This is a genomic window from Streptomyces sp. NPDC087422 (genome assembly GCF_044744145.1).
Taxonomy (GTDB): domain Bacteria; phylum Actinomycetota; class Actinomycetes; order Streptomycetales; family Streptomycetaceae; genus Actinacidiphila.
In genome coordinates this window covers 147,142-171,320 of sequence record NZ_JBIUXT010000003.1, presented here as the reverse complement: position 1 = coordinate 171,320, position 24,179 = coordinate 147,142, and the positions used below count along the sequence as shown (strand labels likewise).

The window sequence follows — 24,179 nt, the reverse complement described above, 5'->3', positions numbered from 1 at the left end:
ACCGGAAGGCGTACGCGTACGCGGAACGAGAACCCGGCCGGGTCAGGCGCGCGGCGGGACCCGCAGCGCGAGCAGCGCGGTGTCGTCGCTGGCCCAGCCGCCGTGGTAGTCGCTGAGCGTGTCGGCGATGTACTCGATGGTGTCGGCGGCGCCCATGGTGTGGGTGTCGCCGAGGGTACGGGCGAGGGCGGCCTCGTCGAACATCGGCCGGCGCGGCTCCGCGCCGCGCGGGTCGGGCCGCGCCTCGCAGGCGCCGTCGGTGTAGAGCAGCAGCAGGTCGCCGGGGGTCAGCCGGAAGCGGACGTCGGAGAGGTGTACCGGGTCGACCACGCCGAGGAGGGTGCCGGGGGTGCCGGCCTGCCGGACGCGGCCGTCGGCGCGGCGGATCAGGGCGGGCGGGTGTCCCGCCAGGCACAGCCGCCCCGACACCCCGGACCCGCTGGCGCGGAAGGTGGTCTGGACGGCGGTCAGGAAACGGGGGGCGCCCTGCGCGAGCATGGCGGTGTTCAGCCGGTCGAGCACCGCCGCGGGCGACAGGTGCTCACCGGCGTCCGCGCGCAGGGTGTAGCGGGCCAGCGCGGTCACCTTGGCCGCCTCGGTCCCCTTGCCGCACACATCGCCCATGACCGCGGTCCACCAGGCCCCGCGGGCCTGGAACAGGTCGTAGAAGTCGCCCACCACGCTGATGTCGCCGCTCGCCGGGATGTACAGGGCGGCGGCGTCCACACCCGGCACGGGGCGCAGGGCCGGGGGCAGCAGGCTGTCCTGGAGGCTGCGGGCCAGTTCGCGGGAGGCGGCCAGCGCGCCCTGCGCGGTCGACAGCGCGTTCTCGGCGGTCTGGAGGGCGGTGTGCACACGGTCGAGCGACATCCGCACGTTGATCTCGTTGGACACCGCCCGCGCCAGGACCGACATCGTCTCCAGTTCCTGCGGTGTCCACACCCGAGGGTTGGCGTCGATCACGCACATGGTGCCGATCGGCTGCCCGTCCGTGGTCACGATCGGGAATCCGGCCCACGCGCCCACGCCCCACGGCCCGATCGCCGGATGCCCCGCCGTCCGCGGGTCCTTCTCCGCGTCCTCCACCACGAACGGCCCGTTCTCACCGACGGCGAAGTAGCAGAAGCTGTCGCCCACCGCGTTCTGCCAGCTCTCCACGTCCCCGTAGGGCAGGTGCGGTACCGACTTCCAGTACGTACGCGTCTCGCCGACGAAGGTGATCGCGGAGATCGCGGCGCCGGTCACCGACACCGCCAGCCTGGTCAGATCGTCGAAGACCCGCTCCGGAGCGGAGCCGACCATGCCGCTGGCGTCGAGCGCCGCCAGCCGACCGGGGTCGGACAGCACGGCCGGCAACCCGTCCGCCCGCACGCCGCCCGGGTACTCCATCGCTCCCGCCACAACCCTTGCCCGTTCCGTCAGACGGCGTTTTTCGCGCGCCAGCCAACCACGCGTTCCGGACCCCTGCCAGCTTCCCGCCGCAACGATCCGAACACCTGTCCCTGATCCAGTATGAGGGCCTGCCCCCCGGGTCGCGCGGGCGAACGGCCCGTTCGGCGCCGACGACCGGGTCCCGGCGGCTTTCGTGGGTGCGGTCTGCGGTGGCGTGGGAGCCTTGGCCGCGTATGGGAACGGTCTGCGAGGGAAGCTCACCATTTATGAACGGTACGAGCGGCGGTACGGGTGGCAGCGCGGTCAGCGGTACGAGCGGCGGTACGAGCGGCAGCGCGGTCGGCGGTACGGGTGGCGGCGATACGAGCGGTGACCCGGGTCAAGGCGCGGACGTGCGGGAACTCCTCATCCGCGCGGGCAAGGGCGACCGCGACGCCTTCGACCGGCTCTATCCGCTGCTGGCCCCCGCCGCCTACGGCCTGGCGCACTGCATGACGGGCGACGCGGCGCGGGCCGAGGAGCTGTCCCGCGAGGCGCTGGTCGACGTCTGGCGCACGGCGCCCCGCTTCGACCCCGCCCACGCCGACGCCCTGACCTGGGCGGTCACCCGCGTCCACCGAAGCCTGGTCGGCCTGCTCAGGTCCGGGCGGGACACGGAGGCCGTACGGACCGACGTCGGCCCGACCCTGGACGCGATCCTCGGGCGGCTGCGGGAGATCCGCGCCGACCCGCGGGTACGGACGGACCTCAAGCGGCTGACGCCCCGGCAGCGCGAGGCGGTGGTCCTGGCGGGCCTCGGCGGACACGCCTGTCCCGCGACGGCCGTCGACCACGGCGATCCGGCGGCCACGAGACGGCCGGTCGATCTGCGCGACGGCCTGATCCGGCTGCGGGACTGGCTGCCCGGGCGCTGAGCCGGGCTGAGCCGGGCAGAGCCGAGCCGCGCACAGCTCGGCCGCCGAGCGGATCGCTGTCCGGTCGGCGGCCGTGGTGCTGTGAGTCGCGGGGCTGTCCTGCTGGCCGGTTGGCGGCTACTTGTCGGTGAGCATCCCGGCCCGCAGCTTGGCCAGGGTCCGGCTGAGCAGCCGGGACACGTGCATCTGGGAGTAGCCGAGCTCCGCGCCGATGTCGGCCTGGGTCAGCTCCTGGCCGAAGCGCATCCGCAGGATGCTGCGCTCGCGGTCGTCCAGCTTCGCCAGCAGCGGCGCCAGTGCCTGGAAGTCCTCGACGAGTTCCATCGCCGGGTCGGCCGCGCCGATGGTGTCGGCGTACGAGCGTCCGGCGTCCTCGCCGTCGTCACCGGCGGGCAGGTCGATGGAGCCCGCGGTGTAGCCGTTGGCGGCCACCAGGCCCTCGACGACCTCGTCCTCGGTGATCTCCAGGTAGGCGGCCAGCTCGGCGAGGGTCGGCGGCGCGTCCAGGACGGCGGTCAGGTGGTCGCGGGCCTTGGCCAGCTCGACCCGCAGCTCCTGGAGGCGGCGCGGTACGTGGACGGCCCAGGACGTGTCGCGGAAGAACCGCTTCATCTCGCCGACGATGTACGGGATGGCGAAGGTGGTGAACTCCGTCTCCCGCGACAGGTCGAACCGGTCTATCGCCTTGATGAGGCCGATCGTGCCGACCTGGACGATGTCCTCCCACTCCTGCGGGCCGCGGCTGCGGAACCTGCGGGCGGAGAAGCGGACGAGGGACATGTTCATCTCGATCAGCGTGCCGCGCGCGCGGCTGTACTCCTCGGTGCCCTCCTCCAGCGACTGGAGGCGGTCGAAGTACAGCTTCGACAGCTCGCGGGCGTCCTTCGGCGAGACCTTCGCCGGGTCCGCGACCTGCGGCACCTCACCCACGGCCGGAACGCTCCGGCCGACTCCGGTCGGCAGTGCGGTGGTTCCCGCGTCGTGCGTGATCGCCGTCATGTGTTCGCCCAACGTCGTCGGCTGTGACCCCAGGCACGTACCCCCTCTCACGCGTCGCACGCACGAAGACTCAGGAATTTCTTTTCCGGCCCCCACCCGTCACCCACCGTGCCCCCGGTCCGCCGTCCACCCGTCACCCGCGGTGCCCTCGGTCCGCCGTCCACCCGTCACCCGCGGTCCCCCGCTCCGCCGTCCACGCCTCGACCGCCGCGTCCGCGCTCGGCGCCGCGGTGAAGACCTGGTCGAGTCCCGTGACGCGGAAGACCCGGTCGAACCGCTCGGGGACAGCGGCCAGGACGGTGTGGGCGTGGGCCTCTTCCGCCCGGTGGTGGGCGGCGAGCAGCGTGCTGAGACCGCTGGAGTCGATGAAGTCCAGCCCGCCCATGTCCACGACGAGCTGTCGGCCGGGCCCGAGGGCGAGGCGTTCGACGGCCTCGCGGACCTGCGGCGCGGTGGAGTAGTCGAGCGCTCCGGCGAGTGCGACGACCGCGCCCGCGGGGGTGGCGCGGACGTCGACGGTCAGGAGTCCCATGGCACTCCTCTCGCGGACTGGCCTCATACGTGAGGTAGTTCGGAGCCGAGGTGCCCGCGGATTGGTGTTCGTACGATAAAAGTTCAGGCTCGCCGCTCTTCCGTCCGGTCCAGCGCGTCCCGCAGCGCCGCCCGCGAGGTGATGCCCAACTTCGGGAAGAGCTGGTGGAGATGGGTCGAGACGGTCCGCGGCGACAGCAGCAGCCGCTCCCCGATCTGCTTGTTGGTCAGGCCGGTGGCGGCCAGCCGGGCGACCTCCCACTGCTGCGGTGTCAGGGCGGGGCCCTCGGGCGGGATGCGGGCGGCGACCGGGATGCCGCAGGCGCGCAGCTCCTTGTTGGCCCGGTCCGCCCAGGGGCGGGCGCCGAGCCGTTCGAAGCCGGCCGCGGCGGCGCCGAGCAGGTGCCCGGCCCGGCCGGGCGCCTTGCTCCGGCGCAGGCGTTCACCCAGGTAGAGCTGGACGCGGGCGTGGTCGAAGGGCCAGCGCTCGGCGCCCTCGACGGCCAGCGCCTGGCCGAAACCCCGTACGGCCTCGTCGTCGCGGTCCGCCGTCAGCGCGGCCGACGCGAGCAGCACCATCGCCAACCGCGGTGACACCGCGTCCAGTCCGGCGTCGCGCGCGGCCCGTACGTGCGCGGCGGCCTCGTCCCGCCGCCCGGTCCGTACCGTCGCCTCGACCTGGTCGAGAACCGCCCACACCGCGTGCCCGGCGAACGGCGCGAAGGTCCCGGGCGGCGTGATCCGGGAGGCGTGGCGGTACGCCTCGTCGAAGTCGCCGAGCGCCAGGGCGGTCAGCGTCCGCGCGTGGGCGGCGTAGCAGCCGACGGCGTAGCCCCTGCGGGAACCCGCCCACTGGTCCATCCGGTCCGCGAGCCGCCGGGCCCGCGCGTACTCGCCGCAGGCCGCGTGCAGGCAGGCGAGGACGAATGTGCCGGTCCAGGAGCGCAGCGGATAGGCCATCTCCTCGCACCACCGCAGACCCTGCTCCGCGACCTGCCGCGCCTCGGCCCACTGGCCGGTGAACCAGGCGTGGCTGCTCCACAGGAACGACGCCTGGATGGCGGGGAAGATGTTCTGCCCGTCCAGGCCGCCGCGGGCGGTGAGCCGCAGCGGCGCCTCCATCGCGTGCAGGCGGTCGCCGTACGCGGCGGCGGTGGCGATCCGGACGATCCGCACCGGGTCCGCCGTGCCGGGCAGGGTCCGGATCGCGGTGTCGAGCCGCGCCCAGTCGGCCGGGCGGGCGCGGGCCGGGTCGCCGAAGGTGGTCCGCAGCAGGTGCAGGGTGTCGGGGACGGCGGCGCACTTCGCCAGCGCCGCGTCGAGCTCCGACCACAGCTCGCGCCGGCCGCCGTGCACGCACACCATCAGCAGCGTGGTCAGGGCCTCCACGAGCGTGGCGTCCGTGAGGTCGTACGGCTCGGGCTGGAGCGCGACGGCGCCGGACAGCAGGCGGTGCGCGGTGTCGATGTCCCCGTAGCTGTTGAGCAGGTACAGCGCGGCGGCCACCGCGACGGCCGGGGAGTCCGCGTCCGGCGACGCCTGCCGCGCGTCGTGCAGGAGGCGCGGTACGTCGCGTACGTCGCCGGTGAGATTCGCGCCGACGTACGCCGCCTTGGCCAGCCGCCGGGCGTACGCGTCGCCCGCGGGGCTCAGCTCGGCCGAACGGACCAGCGCGGCAACGGCGTTGGGCCCGTCGCCGCGGCGTGTGCCGACGTCGGCGGCCTCCTCCAGGAGCGCGGCGATCGACTCGTCCGGCTCGTCGGCGGCCTGGGCCAGGTGCCAGGCGCGCCGCTCGGGGACCGCGGCCCACGCCGCCGCGAGCGCGCGGTGGACGCCCCGGCGCTGGTCGCTGGTCGACAGCTCCACGACGGCGGAGCGGATGAGGGAGTGCCGGAAGTGCACGCGCCCCATGTCGTCGTCCACGCGCACGAGTCGCAGGCGCTCCGCCGGGGCCAGGTGCTTCGGATCGCACCGGCCGGCCACCGCGCGGCGCACGATCATCATGGTGCCGCTGCCCTCCAGCGCGGCGACGAGCAGCAGGTGCCGGGTGGCCGGTGGCAGCGTCCTGATGCGCGAGGCGAAGGTCGACTGGAGCCGCTGCGGCAGCGGCAGCCGCTTGGGCAGGGCCTGGGAGGCGCGCCGCTGGGGCTCGGTCAGGGCGGCGGGCAGCTCCAGCAGCGCCAGGGGGTTGCCCTCGGCCTCGGCGATCACGCGCCGCCGCACCCGCGAGGCGAGCGTCGGGAAGCGGCGGCGCAGCAGCTCGTCGGCGGCGGCCTCCGGGAGCGGCCCCAACTCGTGCAGGGGAAGGCCGTTGTGGTCGAAGAAGCTCTCCTCGCCGAGCCTGACCGCGCACACCAGACCCGTGGCCGTGCCCGGCAGGCGACGGGCGACGTGCCCCAGGACGACGGCACTCGACCGGTCAAGCCACTGCGCGTCGTCCAGCACCAGCAGGGCGGGGCGGTCGCGGGACAGCGCGGCGGCCAGCGCCGCCGCGGCCTCCACGACCGTCCGGTGGCCGGGCGCCGCGTCGTGCTCCAGGCCCAGGACACCGGCCAGGGGCGGCAGTTCGGCCGCGCGGGCGCGGACCTCGGGCACCGACGTCAGCAACTGCCGCAGCGCGCCGTAACTCAACTGCGCCCGGTACTGCACACCGTCCGCGCGCAGCACCCGCATCCCGGCGGCCTCGGCGCTCCCGGCGACGGCGGCGAGCAGCGCCGACTTGCCGACGCCCGGCTCGCCCACCAGCGCCAACGACCCTCCGCGGCGCGGGACTTCGGCCAGGAACGCGCCGAGCCTGCCGAGGTCGGCGTCCCTGCCGACCAGCAGCCCGTCCCTCGCGTCGCCGGCTCCGTCGCTCATCACTGCCCCCTGCCGCGCCCCGGCCGACCGCCGTCACCCGACTACGTCATATGACGGAATCGGGCAGGCCCGCCAGGCTCCTAGTGTGCATCCCACGACCTCGTCCGTCCGAGGGAACCGGCAGGTGGCGGGGGAAACCCGCCGGGTGACGGGGAGCACGCGGAACGCCGCACCCTCGGACGACGCCGGCCGGCGGCCGGGGAGGGACACCTCGGCTCCGCAGCTGAGGGGAGTGGTGCGCCATCACCGGACGTACGGGTTTCGGCGAGGTGCTGCGCGGCCATCGCCGCGCGGCGCGGCTGACCCTCGAGCGACTGGCCGAGGCGTCCGGTGTCAGTGCCCGGACGCTGTCGGACATGGAGCGCGGCCGGAGCCGCGGACCCCAGCAGCGGACCGTGACCGCGCTGGCCGACGCCCTCGCCCTGGAAGGCGCCGCGCGCGCGGAGTTGCTCGACCTGGCGCGGGACGGCCGCCTGCGCGGCCACTGGACGCGTCCGAGCGGCCTGTGCGAACTGCCGGGCGCCGTACCGGACTTCACCGGCCGCGCCGCCGAACTGGTCTGGATGAGCGAGCTGGTGTACGCCGAGAGCGCGCCGGGCGTCGGGGTGGTCGGTCTCGTCACCGGCGCCGCGGGTCTGGGCAAGACCACCTTCGCCGTCCGGGCCGCCCACGCCGTACGGCCGAGCTTCCCCGAAGGGGTGTACTTCCTGGACCTGCTCGGCATGTCGCAGCGGCCCGTGACCGCGGACGAGGCGCTGCGGCACGTCCTGCGCGCGCTGGGCGTCGGCGACCAGGACATCCCGGCCGCCACCGAGGGCCGCGCCTCCCTGTACCGGTCGGTCCTGCGCGACCGGCGCGTCCTGGTCGTCCTCGACAACGCCGCGTCGGAGGAGCAGGTGCGCCCGCTGCTCCCGGCCGGGGGAGCGGGCCGGGCCATGATCACCACCCGGCGGCTGCTGGCAGGACTCGAAGGCGTCCGCAGGCTGGTGCTCGGCCCGCTGCCGCTCCCGGAGGCCACGCACCTGCTGACCGGGATCATCGGCGAACGCGCGGCCACCGACGAGGAGTCCGACCTGACCAGGCTCGCCGAGCTGTGCGGCGGTCTCCCGCTCGCGCTGCGGATCATCGGGAACCGGCTGGCCAGCAGGCCCGGTTGGGCGGCCGGTGAACTCGCCGCCCGGCTCGCGGACGAGGAGCGGCGGCTGGACCAGCTCACGGCCGGTGACCTCAAGATCGCCAACGCCTTCGGGATGTCGTACGAACAACTCGCCGCGCCCGCACGGGCGTTGTTCCGGCGGCTGGCCGCCGTGCCGGGGCCGGACGTCGACGCGGACCTGGCCGCCGTCGCGGGCCGGATGCCGGTCAAGGAGACCTGGGACGCGCTCGACGACCTCGTCGACCTCGGCCTGCTCCAGGACAGCACCGCCGGGCGCTACCGCTTCCACGACCTGGTCCGCCTCTTCGCGCGCGAGCGGCTGCGGGAGGAGGAGAGCCCGGCGCGGCGCGCGGAGTTGGCGGACCGGGTGACGGCCTGGCTGCTGCGGACGGCCACCCTGGCCGGGCGGTGGTTCGAACCCGGCTACGGCCGTCCCGACCGGCCCGACCCCGAACTGCCGAGCCTGGCCTCGGAAGAAGAGGCCGAACGCTGGCTGCGGGCGAACGTGGACAACTGGCTCGGCGCGATGCGGGCCGCCGCGGCCCGCGGCCGGTACGCGCCCGTGCTGGACTGCGCCGAGTCCATGCACTGGTTCTCCGACCGGTGGGCGCACGGCCCGCACTGGCGCGAGGTGTTCACGCTCGGCGCCGAGGCCGCCGCGGCCCTCGGCGACCTGGCCCAGCAGGCGGCCCAGCTCAACTATCTGGCCTGGGTCCACTGGGTGCCGTCCCGCGACCCGCGGGCGGTGCTGCGGTACGCGCGTGAGGCGCTGGAGCTGGCCGAACGCGGCGGCGCCACCGCGCAGATCGCCTGGTCCCACCAGTACGCCGCCGGGGCCGCGCGCCTGCTCGGCCGCCCCGCCGAGGCGATCGCGTCCGCGTCCCGGGCGGCGGAGACGTTCCGGGCCCTCGGCGACATGGACTCCTATGTGCAGTCCCTCGCCTCGATCGGCAACTCGCTGCGGGAGGAGGGCCGTTACACCGAGGCGCTGCGGCAGTTCCGTACCGCTCTCGCCGTCATCGACGACGAGGAGCCGCGGATGGCGCCGACCGTCGTGGCGCACTGCCGCCCGCTGGGCCTGATCCGCATCGGCCAGTGCCTGGGGCACCTCGGCCGCCGTCCTGAGGCGATCGCCGCGCTCACCGCGGCGATCGCCTCCCTGGACGCGCAGCGCCTGACCGGCTTCCGGCTCGCCGAGGGACTGGAGACGCTGGGCGCCCTGCTGGCCGACGAGGGCAGGACCGACGGGAGCCGGCGCGCCTACGCACGGGCCGCCGAGGTGTTCGCGGAGGTCGGGGACACGGAGGCGGCCGGCCGCTGCCGCCCGTTGTCCGCGCAGCCCTGACCCGCCTCACGGCGGGGCGGGCCGGGGTCAGAAGCCGCCGTTGGCGCCCTGGGCGGCCTGCGCGATGACGGCGGCCACGACGGCGGGCCGGGACACGTACACGGCGTGGCTGCCGGGCGTCTCGGAGACGGTGGCCTTGGCCCGCTCGGACATGGCGCGCTGCGCGGGCGGCGGGATCATCCGGTCGTCGGTCGCGACCAGGTACCACGACGGCTTCGTCCGCCACGCGGGCTCGGAGACCGTACCGGCCAGGGCCTCCACACCCCACGGGACCTGCGCGTCGGCCATGAAGGCGGCCACGTTCGCGGGCACGTCGGCCGCGAAGGACGCCGCGAACTTCTCCCGGTCGAGGAAGAGGAACCCGTCCTGCGGCGGCAGGATCGGCGGCACCGGCGCACCGGGCGGCGGGTCGGCGATCAGCGTGTTGACGGACTCACCCGCGTCCGGCGCGAAGGCCGTGATGTACGCGAGCGCGGCCACGTTGGGGTGGTTGCCCGCCTCGGTGATGACGGCGCCGCCGTACGAGTGCCCCACGAGCACCGCGGGACCGTCCAGACCGTCCAGCACCCGCCGCGTGACCGCCACGTCGTCGGCGAGCGACAGCGTCGGATTCTGCACGACCGCCACCCGGTAGCCGTCGGCCGTCAGATGGTCGTACACCCCCTGCCAGCCCGCCCCGTCCACGAATCCGCCGTGCACCAGCACGACATTCCCGATCGCCGTCATGACCTCTCCTGACCTGGTGGTCCGCGGCCCCGACGGCCGCCGCCCCACCGCCGAGTCAAGTCCTCGGGAGCGGCCGGGACCACGCAGAACAGCACGCAGAAGTACGGCGGCGCGGGTGTCGGCCGAGGGGCCCTGATGCAGCCGGGGTGAATTTCATACGGTCATCTCCTTGCGGGCTGCCCAGCGCTGGATGACAACCTGCTGAACCGTTCCCGATCCCGGCCCGCGGGCCTGGTTTCGCGCCGAGCGACCGCCCTACGTTGAAGTGCTCCGGAGCGCGCGGGAGAGCGCGGACGGAAGCCCTGACCACGGACCCGAACTGGCGGAATCAGCACATGAGGCATGCGGGCGGCGGCTCCGGCGACGACTGGCCGGGGGGCCGCGGCGGCCCGGCGGGCGGCGGGGTGCTGCGGACCGAGGAACGCCCCGCCGCCGAGGCGCTGCCCGCGCCGGGACCCCTGGCCGTACCGGCCCCGCCCGCGCGCCGCCCGCGGCTGTACGTGATCGACGCGCTGCGGCTGTGCGCCGCGCTGATGGTCGCGCTCCACCACTACGTGGGCACCAACCGCGTGAACCAGCCGCACAATCCGGTCTGGGACCGCCCGGCCTCCCACGTCTTCCCGGCCGTCTTCCGCGTGTCGTCCTACGGCTGGATCGGCGTCGAGATCTTCTTCGTCATCAGCGGATTCGTGATCTGCATGTCGTGCTGGGGGCGCGGACCGCGGGACTTCTTCGTCTCCCGGGTGATCCGGCTCTACCCCGCGTACTGGTTCGGCGTGCTGTTCACCGCCGCCGTGCTCACGCTGTGGCCCGCGGTCTTCAAGGCGCCCGCCTCCGCGCGCGACACGCTCTTCAACCTCTCGATGCTGCAACAGGGTTCGCGCATCGCCGACGTCGACGGCGTCTACTGGACCCTCTGGTCGGAGCTGCGCTTCTACCTGATCTTCCTGCTCGTCGTGGCCACCGGTCTGACCTACCGCAAGGTCGTCGTCTTCTGCTGCGTGTGGGGCGTCGCCGCCGCCCTCGCCCCCGTCGCCGGGACGCCCGCGCTGACGCTGCTCGCCAACCCGGACGCCGCCTGGTACTTCATCGCGGGCCTCGCCCTGTACCTGATGCACCGCTTCGGCCAGGACCTGCTGCTGTGGGGCATCCTCGGGATGTCCTGGCTGATGGCCCAGAGCGAGATCGCCCAGCGCGTCGACACCGTCGAGCACGTCTCCAGTTGGCGCGGCGCGCTCCTGCTCTACACCGTCTTCCTGCTCCTCATGGTCGGCGTCGCCGTCGGTCTCACCGACCGCCTCCAGTGGAAGTGGCTCGCCACCGCGGGCTCCCTGACCTACCCCTTCTACCTGGTCCACTACGCCGCGGGCACCACCGCCATCCACTACCTGCGCGACCGCGCCGACCCGCGCCTGCTGGTCGCCGCGCTCATCGGCGCGATGCTGCTGCTGAGCTACCTCGTGCACCGGCTGGTGGAACGCCCGCTGTCCACGCTCCTCAAGCGCGGCCTCACCCGCTCCTTCGCCCGCCTCGGACCGCCGCCGGTCCGCCGGACCCCGTAGCCGTACCGGTCCGCCGGACCCCGTAGCCGTACCGGGCCGCCGAGGAATAGGGCGGGCGGCCCGAGCGCTTGCCGGTGCATGACGCTGGTGGATGGGTCGGCCGCGCCCCTCGGCGGTGTGCGCGGTGTGCCGACGTGGGACATGGTGGCCGTGACGGTCCGCCGACTGGGCCCGGGAGAGCGGCTGGACGGCGGCGACGGCGCGATCTGGGCGCTGGTCCTGGACGGCGACGCGCGGCTGGAGACGGCGGCGGGCGCCGAGGCGCTGTGTGCCGGGGACGCCTTCCACGTGGACGCCAGGACCACGTACCGGCTCGTCGCGCCGACCCGCGCGGAGGTGGCCGTCGGCACTCTGCGGGCGGTGCCGCCGATGCCGAGCCCGCTGGTGGCGCGGGACTTCGCGGGGCGCAACCGGGGCATCGTGGAGCTGGTGCGGATGTGCCCGCTGGACCCGAGGCACGGGCATCCGCTCTTCGCCGCGAGCTACGGCGGGCTGATCCAGGCCGCCATGGTGCAGGCCGTCGAGGAGAGCGCGCGGCAGCGCTCGGACCCGCGCCTGACCGCGCTGGTGTCGGCGCTCGACGCGCATCCCGGGCGGGCCTGGACGGTGGACAGCATGGCGCGCTTCGCGCACCTGTCCCGCTCGTCCCTGAGCGAGCGCTTCCGCCGCGAGCTGGGCCGCAGCCCCGCGCAGGTGCTCCGCGAGGTACGCATGCGGCACGCCCGCGAACTCCTCGCCGGTACGGACAAGCCGGTCGAACGGATCGCCCTCACCGTGGGCTACGGCTCCGCCGCCGCCTTCAGCCGCGCCTTCTCCGCCGACCACGGCCGACCGCCCCAGTCCTGGCGCTCCCACCCGGGGTCCGCGCGGCCCCCCGAAGCCGATGCCGCCTGCGGCGGCGGGTCCGGGGAGTAGCGCGGGTCGCGTACCGGTCGTTCAGGCCGGGTGCTCGGCGAGGAGGCCGAAGCCGGTACGGCCTGCGGCGGCGGCTCCGTGGAGTAGCGGGGGTCGCGTACCGGCCGTTCAGGCCCGGGATCTGGCGAGGAGGCCGAAGCCGATGCTGCCCGCGAGTGCGGCGGCGGCTCCGACCAGGAGGGCGCCGCGTACGCCGCCGTTGTCGACCACGGCGCCGCCGATCGCGGAGCCGGCCGTGATGGCCACCTGGAAGGCCGTCACCTGCAAGGAGAGGGCGGATTCGACGCGCTTCGGCTCGGCGCGGGTGACCCACAACTGGGTGGCGACCGGGACCATGTTGAAGCCGAAGCCCCAGACGACGATCGCCACGACCGCGACGGGGAGCCCGGAGGTCGTGCCCAGCACGAGCAGGCTCGCGCCGAGCAGGACGGGCGCGACGACGACGGCGAGCCCGAGACGGCGGGAGAGCGCTCCGGCGGCGAGGTTGCCCGCGAGGCCGCCCACACCCCAGCCGAGCAGCAGCCAGACCGTCGTACCCGAGGTGACCCGTTCGATCGCGAGCCGGATGTACGGGTAGGCGGCGAAGTTGCCGAAGGCCAGCAGCACGATGCAGCCCACCCCGGCCATCAGCCGCCGGTTGGCCAGCGCCTGCCGGAGCATGCCGAGCCCCGCCCCCGGCTGGGCGGGCACCGGCGGCAGCGTCGCCACCACGGCGGCCAGCGCCAGCAGGCTCAGGCCCGCGGCGGCCCAGAACACCGGCCGCCAGCCCACCGCGTCGCCGAGGACCGAGGAGAGCGGTACGCCGACGATGGTGGCCGCGCTCACGCCCAGCGCCAGGCTGGTGGACACGACGTGGTCGCGCCCGGGCGCCGCGCTCGTCCCCGCCCCGAGCGCGAACGACCAGAAGCCCGCGATGGCCACGCCCAGCAGCAGGCGGCCCGCGAGCAGCAGCGGGAAGTTCGGCGTCACCGCCACCACCGCGTTGGACAGCACGGCGGCGGCGAGCAGGCCGATCAGTACGGTCCTGCGGTCGGTGCGCGGCAGCAGCACGGCGATGGTGGGCGCGGTGAGCGCGCCCGCGATCGCCGTGGCCGCGACGGCCAGCCCCGCCGTGCCCTCGCTGACGCCGACGTCCGACGCCATGGCGGGCAGCACGCTCGCGGGCAGGAATTCGCTGCCGACCAGGGCCCCGATCCCCAGCGTGAGCGCCGCGACCGGGGCCCAGGAGGCCGCGCCGGGTCCGCCGCCCGCGGCGGCCTCCACGGACGGGTCGTCCGTGCCGCGGACCGCCGCCGGCTCGGTACTGGTCGCATAGCTCTCTGAGGTCATGCGCCCAGTCTCACGGGCGCGGCCCGCCGCGGCTTGACCGTTCGGCCGCACTCCTTGATGGCGCGGCCGGACCCCCGCGACCGGACCTGTGGCTGGACCCGCGGCCGGACCCCCGCGGCCCGACCCGTGGCGTGGCCCGCTCAGCAGCAGGCCGCCGGGCCCTCCTGCGCCACTGCCGCCGGTGCCCCGGCGCCGAGCTGGACGAGTCGCGGCGTCGGGGCGCAACAGCCGCCGCCCTGACCGGCGTTGGCGTCGGCGTCGGCGTCGATGTCGGCTTCGTCGTAGAGGCCCGCGCCGCCGCAGACTCCGGTGTCGGGGAGGGTGAGTTCGACGCGGTCGGCGGCTTCGAGGTCTCCGGCGACGGCGGCGGCCACCGAGCGGACCTGCTCGTAACCGGTCATGGCGAGGAAGGTGGGCGCGCGGCCGTAGGACTTCATGCCGACGAGGTAGACGCCGCTCTCGGGGTGGGCCAGTTCGCGGTGCCCGTGGGGGTAGATCGTGCCGCAGGAGTGCTGGTTGGGGTCGATGAGCGGGGCGAGCGCGACCGGGGCCTGGAGGCGTTCGTCCAGGCCGAGGCGGAGTTCGGACAGGAACGACAGGTCGGGGCGCAGGCCGGTGAGCACGACGACCTCGTCCACCGGGTCCAGGCGGCGGCCGTCGTCGCCGACCAGGACGACGCGGCCGTCGGCGGCGCGCTCGACGGCGTCGGTGCGGAAACCGGTGACGGCGTCCGCGTGCCCGTCGTCCACGGCGGCCTTCGCGGCGAGGCCGAGGGCGCCGCGCGCGGGGAGCTGGTCGGCGGTCCCGCCGCCGAAGGTCGAGCCGGACAGGCCGCGGCGCAGCACCCACACCGCGTGCGTGCCCGTACCGTCGTCGGCCTCGGCCAGGTCGGCCAGTGCGGCGAGCGCGGTGAAGGCGGAGGCGCCGGAGCCGATGACGGCGGTGCGTTTTCCCGCGTAACGGGCCCGTACGGAAGGGTCGTCGAGGTCCGGGACGCGGTAGGCGATACGGTCGGCCGCCGCGCGCTCGCCGAGGGCAGGGAGCCCGTTGGCGCCCGCGGGGGAGGGCAGGGTCCAGGTGCCGGAGGCGTCGATGACGGCGGAGGCGAGGACGCGCTCCTCACGTCCGTCGGCGAGGACGTAGTCGACGGTGAAGGGCTGCCGCTCGCGGTCGGCGTCCACGATCCGGTCCCGGCCGACGCGGGACACGCCGGTCACCGTGGCCCCGTAGCGGACGGCGTCGCCGAGGACGTCGGCGAGCGGCTGGAGGTAGCGCTTGGCCCAGTCGCCGCCGGTCGGGTACGCCGCCGGGTCGGGCCTGGTCCAGCCGGTGGGGGCGAGCAGCTCCTCGGCGGCGGGGTCGGTCAGCTCGGCCCAGGTGGAGAAGAGCCGTACGTGCGCCCAGCCGCGTACGGCGTGGGCGGCGCGGGGCCCGGCCTCCAGTACCAGGACGGCCTGACCGCGCGCGGTCAGGTGGGCGGCGGCGGCGAGGCCGGTCGGACCGGCTCCGATCACGACGGCGGGCGGGGCGGTGGTGGACGCGCTCACGGTGCTTCCCCTCTGAGGTCTCTGGCTCCCGGAGTCCCGGACGCTCGGGAGTTCCGGAGTTCCGGAGTCCCGGACGCTCGGGAGTCTCCGACGCCCGGATTCTCTGATTCGACATCTGTCGATGTCCTGTGCCGCCAGCGTGGCACCTGAATCGATAACCGTCAAATTAGATGTCCGTCGAATCCGTCGCTCCCGACGTCCGGGCCGCCGCCCTGATTCGACATGTGTCAACATAGACGCATGTCGAAAACCGAGCCGCTCCCCGCGCCTGCGGCGGACACCGCGCCCTGCTGCCCGCCGCTGAGCGAGCGCGCCCTGACGGCCGAGGAGGCCGAGCGGACCGCGGCGATGTTCAAGGCGCTCGGCGACCCCGTACGGCTGCGGCTCTTCTCGCTCATCGCCTCGCACGACGGCGGCGAGGCGTGCGTGTGCGACATCTCCGACGTCGGCGTCTCCCAGCCCACGGTCTCCCACCACCTCAAGAAGCTCCGCGAGGCCGGACTGCTCACCTCCGAGCGGCGCGGGACCTGGGTGTACTACAAGGTCGCGCCGTCCGTCGTGGCGGGCATGGGCAGTCTCCTCGGCCCGCCCGGCGCCACGCGCCGGTAAGCGCTACGGCCGCGGCCCGCGCCGGGCCGCAGCGGCGGTCAGACGACGATGGAGGTCATGGCGGCCCACAGCAGGGGCGAGTGCTCGACGCGGCCGGTGGCGCGCCAGCGGGTGAGCCGTTCGCGCTGCCAGCCGGTGAAGTGGCGTACGGGGTCCGGGTCTTCGTGGGCGGCGTCCACGGCGAGGACCGCGTCGGTCAGGGGGCGTACGGACTCGGGCAGGCCGCCGAGGCGGTGGAAGGCGAAGCTGGTCGGGAGCGGCCAGCGCGCGGCGGTGACCAGCTCCGCGCCGTTGTGGAGCATCGCGGTCGCCAGCCCGAACGACTCGGCGAAGCGCAGGTCGCCGCCGCTCTCGCAGCCGATGAGGGCGACGCGCGGCGGCGCGGGCCAGATGCGGGCGCCCGGCTCGCCGTCCGCGCGCAGGGGGAGCGTGCCGAGCAGCAGGTCCTTGGCGGACAGCGGCCGGTGGGTGCGGACCGGCTCGGCGAGGCCGTCGGTGCCGGGCCCGCAGCACAGATGCAGGGTGCCGTCCTCGCTCTGGCCGCCCTCGACCGGCGCGCCGCTCACGTGCCCGACGTACATCAGCCGCCGTGGCCGCTTCCGCAGCGCCCCGCTCAGCCAGTCCCGGTCGAGGTCGGTACGGCGGAACGCCTCGGCGGGCGCGGCCACGGACGGTACGACCGCGCCCGCGTCGAGGCGGCGCCGGACGAGGGACAGCAACTCCGGGTCGGAGCCGGGCGGTCCGAGGACCGAGCCGAGCGGGGAGTCGGCCCGGAAGCCGGGCACGCGGGGGTCGAGGACGAGGACGACGGCGCCGGTTTCGCCGTGGGGCACGGCGACGGGGGCGCCGGCTTCCCGAGTGTCGGCGCCCGCGTCGGCGCCCGCGCCGGTGACCCGCGTCCGCCGCAACGACGCCGGTGCGGTCGTCACGACGTCCGCCAGCTCGATGAGCCGTACGTCGCCGGTGTCGTCGACGGCCAGCAGTTCCCAGGGGACCTGTGCCACCCTCGGCGACGGCTGGATACGGATCAGCGGACGGCCCGCCCGCGCCGCGACCTGCCGGATCTGCTCCGTCAGCCCCTCGGGCCACAGCGCCCGGGCCAGCTCCCGCGCGAGCCGGTGCTCGGCCTCGCGGTCGGTCAGCGCGCCCGTGGCGAAGGCGCGCCGCATTCCCTCCGCCCCGTCGCCCGCCCCCGGCAGCGCGGCGGCCAACGCGCCCACCGCGCTGTCGACTTCGTCGGCGGGCCCGTGGCCCGTGCCGAAACCGCGCACTCCGCCGGCCCACGTCCAGGCCATGAACAGGTCGTCGGCGTCGGCCAGCCGGATCTGGACCACTGGGCGGGCCGTGAGGTCGTCGGTGACCCAGAACGGCACCTCCTCCTCGTCCACGATCCGCCGCTGATAGCGGAACTCGGCCGCGGCGACGTACTCCTGGAGCGCGACGCGGCCGGACTCCGCCGACATCCGCACCTTCGGCGGCGGCGCGACGCGCAGTCCCGCGGAGGCGGCGGCGTCCGCCGCCACACCGCCGAGCGTGGGCGCGGAGCCGTCGCGCCCGCCGGGCCCGTAGACCTTCACGGCCGCGCCGGGGAAGACGGCGGGCCCGGCGGCCCCGGTGCGCGTGGCCGACGCCGTCGTACGGTCCAGGGCCAGGGAGGCGCCCGCGCAGCGGTGCTCCACCAGCTCGAACAGGAGCCCCTGGTCCTGGCGTCGTACGGCGAGCCGGAAGGCCAACGCCATGGCGTCGTCGGCGAGTTGGAGCCATTGGCTGCGGGCGTGGGCGGTGGCGAAGTCGTAGCGCGCGGCCTCCAGGGCGAGTGCGGCGGGAAGCGCGAGGGAGAGTGCGGTGCCGACGGACTCCGGCTCGCGGGCGCCGTGGTCCGTGACGTTCAGATTGTGCTCCAGGGTCTTCGCGAGCAGGAGGTCGACCTGCGCGCACCGCTCGTACACCTCCCGCGCCTGGTACGCGTCGCGGGCCTGCTGGGCCAGCCGCTTCATCTCGGTGATGTCGCCCCGGTCGTACGCCTGTTGGGCGCCCAGCAGCATGGTGTCGGCGGCGGCGATGACGGCGCCGAGGCGTTCGAAGCGGGCCAGGCTCGACTCCAGCAGGTCTGCGGCGCGGGTGGCGTCGCCCCGCAGACCGGCGAGGTACCCGCGGGCCTGTTCGCAGACCGCCAGGTCACCGAAGCGCTCCTGTTGGGCGAAGACCGCCGCCGCCTCGGCGAACAGCCGTTCCGCGAGGTCCGGTTCGCCCCGGTGCATCGCGGTGTACGCGCGGTGGACGACCAGCGTTTGCTGCTCGCCGACGTCCCCCAGCGCGCGGAAACCGTCCTCGGCGCGGGTGAAGTAGTCCTCGGCCAGGTCGTACCGCCCGGTCGAGGAGCAGATCAGACCGAGGGCGGTCAGGAGGCGGGGCACGGTTTCCAGTACGGGACGTGCGGCGGCCTGCGCTCCGGGTTCCGTCGCGGCCTCCGTTCCGGGTTCCGTCGCGGCCTCCGCTCCGGCCTCCGCCCCGGGTTCCGTCGCGGCCTCCTTAGCGGTCTCCGCCCCGGCCTCCGGCATCGTGGACAGCAGGGCCGAGGCGTGCTCCTCGGCTCTTCCCCACTCGCCGCGTTCCATCAGCAAGTGGACCCGGTTCAGGCCGAGTTCGGACGCGCGCAGCCCCTCGACGTCCTCGAATTCGGGCAGCCGGAGCGCCGCTTCGTCCAGAGACGCCAGCGCCTCGTCCAGGCGCCCGGACCTGCGCAGCAGGTCGGCCCCGCAGAGCAGCGTCTTCAGCAGCACCTCCAGCCACAGTTGACGGCCGCGCGGTCCCATCGGCTCGGACGCGATGCCGTCCAGAAGGCGGCGGGACCGTTCGACGGCGTCCTCCGCACCGGTCAGGTCGGTGGCGGTGAGCCGGACGCTCGCGAGGTCGGAGAGCAGATGCGCCCGGAGGAAGCGCACGTCGGGCGAGTCCTCGACCGACTCGGCCAGCGCGAGCAGTTGCTCGTACACGGCGGACGCGGCCCCGTGATCCGCCGCCAGTTGGTGCTCCTGCGCCAGCGCGAAGCCGGAGTCGAACGGCTCCCCGTAGAGCTGTATCACCTCCGCGTCCGGCCCGGCGCTCCCCTCGTCACCTGTCGTCATGCGTCAGTAGTCCTCACCCGTGGTGGTGGCGGCGACGATCTCGGCGAGGAAGGGGGCCGAGGGCGTGGCGCGGGCCGACGCGTCGTACGGCGCCGTGCCCTCGACCGGTCGGGCCGCCGCGCTCACGAGGCGGTCCCGGACCAGCGCGCGGACCGCCTCACGGTCGGCGTGGCCTTCCGGGCCTGGACCGGGGTCGAAGCCCGGCAGCAGTACGGCGACCTCGAAGCGCGGCGTCAACTCCCCTGCGGACAGGCCCGGTTCCAGATCCGCGCGGCCGGTCCACACGTCGTCCCGCCTTGTGAGGGGCGCGCGGACCGGGAGCCCGCCGTTGACCCGTACCTCCGCGACGAGGGGCGCGCCGCAGACGGGCGCCGCGATGTGCGCGACGACCTCGACCTCGATCCGGCGCCGCCCGCCGAGCGCGCGCGCCGTCCAGGACACCGCCGACTCGGCGGCGTCCACGAACCCGGGCGGGTAGCGGCGCCAGTCGTTGGTCCCGGTGCCCCGGGCGATCACCCGGCCGCCGACGGGGAGGGGTTCGCCCGCCGCGAGCGTGTAGCCGAGGCGGGAAGCGAAGAGCGCGCCAGGGGTGAGGGGCGCGGGTGCCGTACGGTCCGCGTCCTGGTCCTGGTCCTGGTCCTGGTCCACGGTCTGGTCCGCGTCCAGGTCCGCGTCCTGGTCCGCGTCCTGGTCCGCGTCCTGGTCCGCGTCCAGCTCCGCGCGGAGGCGGCGCAGCTCCGGTCCGTCGAGACCGGCGGCGTCGGCCGCGCCGTCGATCAGCCGCAGCACGCTCTCCAGGTGACGCGCGATGTGCCCGGACCGCGGCTCCGAGCGCCACCACCGGACGAGCGGGTCGAGAGCGGCCTGATGGTCCCCGATCAGTTCCGCCACGCAGTCGTCCGGCTGGTCCCCGCGGTCGTCGAACAGCTCCTGGCACCGGTGGGTGAGCGCGGCCAACTCCAGCCCGAGGACGTCCGGTTCGAGCGCCGGAATCCCGTCCGCGTACGACGCCGGCCACCACCGGGAGGCCCAGTGCCCGAAGGCGAGGCGGGCGGCGGCGTCCGCCAGAGCGGTTCCGTCGCCGGTCACCCGCGCTGGTGCCGGGCCCGCGACCGTGTCCCCGGCCGCCTCGCCTGTCGTGTCCCCGGCCCCCTGTCCGCCCGCGCAGGACCGCACGGCAGCGGCGGCGCGCTCGCCGTACACCGCCCACAGCCACTGCTGCGCCCGCTCCACGTCGTCCACCTCGGCCACCGGCAGGACCGGGTCCCCGAGGACGGGCCAGAGCAGGACCGCGCCCGCGACGTCGAGGACGGCTTCGGTGAAGCCGGAGCCGGGGCCGGGGCCAGGGCCAGGGCTGGGGCTGGGGTCTGGGCCGAGCGGGTCGCCGCCGTTGTCGGCAGGGGAGCCGGAGGAAGGGCCGGGGGAAGGGCCGGGACCGGCGGTGATCCGTACCGCCCCGTCCTCGCCCCGCGTGACGTAGAGGTCCGTGCCCGCCGCCATCACGCGCTCCTCGGCTCGGCCGCTTCGGCGGCGGCGCCCGCCGACAGGCTCCGCAGCGCCGACCTCACCCTCGCGCGGTGGTCCATCATCACCGAGCGCGCGACCCCGTCGAGCACCGCCCAGGCCGCCCCGGCGTCCGCCAGCGGCGCCCCGTGGACGTCCCGGCCGTGCAGCCGTACCCACAGCCTCCGCATGTACGCGGCCCACGGCGCGCGGAGGTCGTGCGCGAGGGCGTCCAGGACCCCGCCGTCCGGGTCGGGCCGAGGGGAGACCGTCATCCTGCGGGCGCGCAGGACCGAAGCCTCGCGCCGCCAGCGGCTGTTGACGGCCCGGTGCGCGGCCGTCCGCCCCAGCGCGGATTCGCCGCTGCCCAGCGGGTCGAGGCCGACGGCGAGCCGCCCGCCGAGGACCGCGGCGACCCGCAGGCTCTCGTCGTACAGACCGAGCGGGGCGCAACCGCGGCCGACCTCCCGGTCCACGAGGTCCGGCACAGCGGGTAGTTCGTCGCGCCGGGCCGACGACTGGAGGACGACGAAGAGCCGTTCGAAGAGCGTACGGTCCAGGGGCGCGGGAAGCGTGGCCGTCGAAGCGCCCCGTCCCACCTCGGGACACGGCGGCGACTGCCGTGCGGTGAGCCCGAGATGAGGCGGCAGATCGGCCCGGCCCCACACCCCGTCGCCTGCGTCCGCCGCCCACAGCGCCCGGCCGAAGGACGCGCCGTGGCCCGCCTCGACCATGGCCGCGTACGGCGCCGAATTCCGCGACCGGTCAGGGGCGTTGCTGCTGCCGTTGCCGATGCCGCAGGACTCCAGCACCTCGGCCGCCGCGACGGCCGCCGCGAACGCGTCGGCGGCGGGGGCCGGTTGACGGCTCTTCCAGCGGGCGGCCAACTCCCTTTCGAGCCGCGCGCGTCGGACGCCGTCCGCCAGGTGCTCCTTCAGCGCCTCCACGGTGCGTCCGCCGGCCGTGTCGGCCACGTCCTCCACGACGTCCCTGGCCACCGCGTCCGCACCGGCCGAGGGCGGCCCATGTTCCGTGGCCAGTTCGAAGCAGCGCTGGAAGTACAGGTCCTGGGGGTTGCCGGCCACGACGCCCAGCGCCCTGCGGGTCCTCTTGAGCAGCGTGAACCACCGCGCCGTCGCCTCCAGCCGCCCGCCGGACTCCCGGATCAGCGCCTCCAGCCGCGCGGCCTGCTCCGGCAGGAGGAAGTCCGCCGCGAATTCGGGGTGCAGCGCCGGCCGGACGATCAGCGGCAGCACGATCAGCTTGACCGTCCTGGTCAACGGCGCCCCGCCGGGGCCGCTCAGCGATTCCAGCCCGGGCCCGAGGGCACGCCACGCCCGGTCGATGACCATGGCGCGCGCTCGGGCCGGGGCGCCGGTCGGCTGGCTGGCAGGCGGCATGTGAGGAGCGTACGTCGTACGGAATCGGGCTGGCGAACCTGGGATCGGTAGGTGTTCCCGGCCCCCTAGCGTCCCTGTCGTCAGCCCGTCGACCCCCGTCTCCGTACCGCACCGGGTGCGCGTCGGGCGTGCACAGGACGTGCACAGACCGTGCACAGGGCGTGCGCCGGGCGGCACGGGACCGGGCATCACCAGAAGGAGCAGCCGTCATGGGAATCTTCAGGAAGCGCCGCCAGAGCCGCGAGGAGCGGGCGGCCGAGATCGCCGGCAAGGTGGCCAGCGGCAAGGGCTTCTACGGCCGTACCACCCGCGCGTTCCTCGGCGAGGAGGACTTCAGCCGGGTCCAGCAGTCCATCGGGGCGTACAACTCCGGCCTCGACGTACAGCAGTTGCTCGCGGCCGGGGCGCCGACCACCCCCGCCGTGGTCGTGTCGATCAGCGACACCGGCAGGCTCGTCAACTTCGACCCGGTGGTCGACCTGGTCCTCCAGCCGAACGGGACCGCCGACCGGATCGCGCTCCAGACCATCGTCTCCAAGCTGCGGATTCCGCGCGCCGGGGACCAGGTGCTGCTGGTGGCGGACCCCGCCCGGCCCGGCGGCTACCTGTACGCCGGGCCGGGCGGGGTCACGCCGTGAGGGCCGCCCGTACTCCGGCGCCGTGCCCCGTCCCGGCCCCGACGCCGATGCCGACGCGCCCGCCGACGTCCGCGTCCGCGCCAGCATCCGCGTCCGCGTCCGCGTCCGCGTAGGAAACTCTCCGGGGAGGGTCACATGCGGAGCTACGCCGGTGCGTTCATCGGCAATCTCCTCTTCACCGCGATCTGCTGCATCGCGGGCCCGTTCTTCCTGCTGATGGGGCTCCAGATATGGCACAGCGGGACCGACCGGGGCGCCGCGCTGGTCTGCCTCGGCGTCGGCCTGGCCGGCACGGTCACGATTCCCGTCGCGGCCTACACGTCCACGCGGCAGGGGTTCCCCCGGATCACGCGCCGGGACCGGGCGAAGGACGCGAGTGTCCGCTACGACGACGACACTCTCGTGATGCTGTCGCCGGAGTCCCCCAAGGGCCCGGCGCGGGCGTGGCTGGCGCGGGCCGACGTCCTGGAGGCGTCATTGGTGCGCTACAGCCCCGACGGCGAGGCCACCTTCACGAAGCACTTCGGCAACTACGCGCCCGACGAGTTCACGCCGCTGATCCAGCTGAGGCTGCGGGTGCACGGCGTCGAGGGCGCCGACCCGTTCGAGGTCACGCGGGAGTGGCGGGTGCCGTCCATGTGCCTGTCCGCCGTGACGGCCGGGCGCCTGGTCGTCCTCGTCCACCCGGCCCCTGCCGCCGGGCCTTCCGCCGGACCTGCCGCCGGGCCTGCCGCCGGGCCTCCCGGCTCCTCGGACGCCGTCCCCGGCACAGCCTCGGACGCCGCCCCGGCCACCCCCGGCGAGGTCACCCCCCAGTGGCCGCGCAGCCTGCTGCTCGCGGGGACGAGGACCAGTCGGCTGCTCGACCTCGACGGCCACCGCACCGACGTCACCCGGCGCCCCGGCCGCCTGCTGGAGCAGATGCGGATCTCACGGGCGGCCGGAGGAGTCGTGATGACCGGCGACACCATCGACCTCCGGCGACTGGACCCGCACACGGCCGGACGCTACACCGCCCTGGCCGAGCGAATCCGCGCCCACCCCGAGGACCGTGCACCGGTCACGGAACCGTGGGAGGAGTCCCGCTGGATCGTGGACGAACTGCCCGGCCCCACAGGCGAGTTCGGCTCCTCGGGCCGCCGCTGGTCCCGCCGTGGCGGCCACCTGATCCGCGCCCGCTTCGTCGAACTGCGCGGCACGACCACCTTCCAGGACCACGGCCCGGTCCTCGACACCGTCGTCCGCGTCCGACCGGAGGACGGCACGCCGCCGTTCGACGCCGCCCGTCGCCTGACCCTCCCGATGAACTACCTCGCCGTCCTCCACCGCACCCGGGACGTCGTCCTGTGCGTCGCCCCGCGCGGCACGTCCTACGTCGTCGACTGGCCCCGCACCAACCTCCTCGCGGGTGTCACCCCCGCCAAGGTCATCACCCCCGACTCGGCCGAACTCCCCCTCACCGGCCGCCCCGACCTCATCTGGCCCTTGATGACCCTCCTCGCCGCCCACGGCCTGTCCGCCCCCGCCCCCACCCTCGACCTCCGCCGCCGCCGTATGGCCCCCATCGCGCCGTTCGCCCTGCGGATACTGGACTCGGCGCCTCCCCGCTGACCCGGCGAAGTCGGC

The 24,179-nt window shown here is 74.9% G+C and carries 17 protein-coding genes; 7 read left to right on the top strand and 10 right to left on the bottom strand.

Annotation, left to right across the window (positions count from 1 at the left end):
- Positions 1-42 precede the first annotated feature (42 nt).
- Entirely contained in the window at positions 43-1,389 is a 1,347-nt protein-coding gene (locus ACIO6U_RS10430) for a GAF domain-containing SpoIIE family protein phosphatase (RefSeq protein WP_355340044.1), read from the bottom strand.
- A 269-nt stretch (positions 1,390-1,658) separates the two neighbouring features.
- On the opposite strand from ACIO6U_RS10430, the gene ACIO6U_RS10425 reads away from it, so the two are divergent.
- Positions 1,659-2,306 carry a sigma factor gene (locus tag ACIO6U_RS10425; protein WP_401717422.1) on the top strand — a complete coding sequence of 216 codons (648 nt, stop codon included), beginning with the start codon at positions 1,659-1,661 and terminating at the stop codon, positions 2,304-2,306.
- A gap of 117 nt (positions 2,307-2,423) precedes the next feature.
- Here the strand turns inward: ACIO6U_RS10425 and ACIO6U_RS10420 are convergent, their stop codons facing one another.
- The 3 genes from ACIO6U_RS10420 to ACIO6U_RS10410 form a co-directional block, all read right to left on the bottom strand.
- The gene (locus tag ACIO6U_RS10420; protein ID WP_355340050.1) at positions 2,424-3,305 is read right to left on the bottom strand and encodes a SigB/SigF/SigG family RNA polymerase sigma factor; all 882 of its coding nucleotides are present in this window, start codon (positions 3,303-3,305) and stop codon (positions 2,424-2,426) included.
- A gap of 133 nt (positions 3,306-3,438) precedes the next feature.
- Positions 3,439-3,837: an STAS domain-containing protein gene (locus tag ACIO6U_RS10415; RefSeq protein WP_401717417.1), complete on the bottom strand. Its 399-nt coding sequence runs from the start codon at positions 3,835-3,837 to the stop codon at positions 3,439-3,441.
- Between the two features lie 83 nt (positions 3,838-3,920).
- Complete coding sequence (locus ACIO6U_RS10410) at positions 3,921-6,695, bottom strand: AAA family ATPase (RefSeq protein WP_401717414.1); 2,775 nt, start codon at positions 6,693-6,695, stop codon at positions 3,921-3,923.
- A gap of 269 nt (positions 6,696-6,964) precedes the next feature.
- Between ACIO6U_RS10410 and ACIO6U_RS10405 the strand changes: the two genes are divergently transcribed.
- Positions 6,965-9,196, top strand: coding sequence for an NB-ARC domain-containing protein (locus ACIO6U_RS10405; protein ID WP_401717411.1), 2,232 nt, complete (start codon positions 6,965-6,967; stop codon positions 9,194-9,196).
- A 27-nt stretch (positions 9,197-9,223) separates the two neighbouring features.
- Here the strand turns inward: ACIO6U_RS10405 and ACIO6U_RS10400 are convergent, their stop codons facing one another.
- Positions 9,224-9,922 carry an alpha/beta hydrolase gene (locus ACIO6U_RS10400; protein WP_355340061.1) on the bottom strand — a complete coding sequence of 233 codons (699 nt, stop codon included), beginning with the start codon at positions 9,920-9,922 and terminating at the stop codon, positions 9,224-9,226.
- 335 nt (positions 9,923-10,257) lie between these two features.
- On the opposite strand from ACIO6U_RS10400, the gene ACIO6U_RS10395 reads away from it, so the two are divergent.
- Positions 10,258-11,484, top strand: a complete 1,227-nt coding sequence (locus tag ACIO6U_RS10395; protein WP_401717408.1) for an acyltransferase family protein — start codon at positions 10,258-10,260, stop codon at positions 11,482-11,484.
- Between the two features lie 78 nt (positions 11,485-11,562).
- A complete protein-coding gene (locus tag ACIO6U_RS10390) occupies positions 11,563-12,399 on the top strand; it encodes a helix-turn-helix transcriptional regulator (RefSeq protein ID WP_401717406.1) in 837 nt (278 codons plus the stop codon).
- A 108-nt stretch (positions 12,400-12,507) separates the two neighbouring features.
- Here the strand turns inward: ACIO6U_RS10390 and ACIO6U_RS10385 are convergent, their stop codons facing one another.
- Positions 12,508-13,728, bottom strand: coding sequence for an MFS transporter (locus ACIO6U_RS10385; RefSeq protein ID WP_401717403.1), 1,221 nt, complete (start codon positions 13,726-13,728; stop codon positions 12,508-12,510).
- Positions 13,729-13,868: 140 nt separating this feature from the next.
- Entirely contained in the window at positions 13,869-15,275 is a 1,407-nt protein-coding gene (locus ACIO6U_RS10380) for an NAD(P)-binding domain-containing protein (protein ID WP_401717401.1), read from the bottom strand.
- Between the two features lie 240 nt (positions 15,276-15,515).
- On the opposite strand from ACIO6U_RS10380, the gene ACIO6U_RS10375 reads away from it, so the two are divergent.
- Entirely contained in the window at positions 15,516-15,884 is a 369-nt protein-coding gene (locus ACIO6U_RS10375; protein WP_355340076.1) for a metalloregulator ArsR/SmtB family transcription factor, read from the top strand.
- Positions 15,885-15,922: 38 nt separating this feature from the next.
- Here ACIO6U_RS10375 and ACIO6U_RS10370 read toward each other — a convergent pair whose 3' ends face one another.
- From ACIO6U_RS10370 to ACIO6U_RS10360, 3 genes are read right to left on the bottom strand one after another with little or no spacing between them, the layout of a single operon-like run.
- Positions 15,923-19,012 carry a hypothetical protein gene (locus tag ACIO6U_RS10370; protein ID WP_401717400.1) on the bottom strand — a complete coding sequence of 1,030 codons (3,090 nt, stop codon included), beginning with the start codon at positions 19,010-19,012 and terminating at the stop codon, positions 15,923-15,925.
- Positions 19,013-19,015: 3 nt separating this feature from the next.
- Positions 19,016-20,512, bottom strand: a complete 1,497-nt coding sequence (locus ACIO6U_RS10365) for a hypothetical protein (protein ID WP_401717397.1) — start codon at positions 20,510-20,512, stop codon at positions 19,016-19,018.
- Entirely contained in the window at positions 20,512-21,915 is a 1,404-nt protein-coding gene (locus ACIO6U_RS10360) for a hypothetical protein (RefSeq protein WP_401717395.1), read from the bottom strand. Before ACIO6U_RS10360 ends, ACIO6U_RS10365 begins: the two co-directional genes overlap by 1 nt.
- A gap of 209 nt (positions 21,916-22,124) precedes the next feature.
- On the opposite strand from ACIO6U_RS10360, the gene ACIO6U_RS10355 reads away from it, so the two are divergent.
- Positions 22,125-22,553: a hypothetical protein gene (locus ACIO6U_RS10355; RefSeq protein ID WP_401717392.1), complete on the top strand. Its 429-nt coding sequence runs from the start codon at positions 22,125-22,127 to the stop codon at positions 22,551-22,553.
- Between the two features lie 135 nt (positions 22,554-22,688).
- Entirely contained in the window at positions 22,689-24,164 is a 1,476-nt protein-coding gene (locus ACIO6U_RS10350; RefSeq protein ID WP_401717389.1) for a hypothetical protein, read from the top strand.
- The last annotated feature ends 15 nt before the right edge of the window (positions 24,165-24,179 follow it).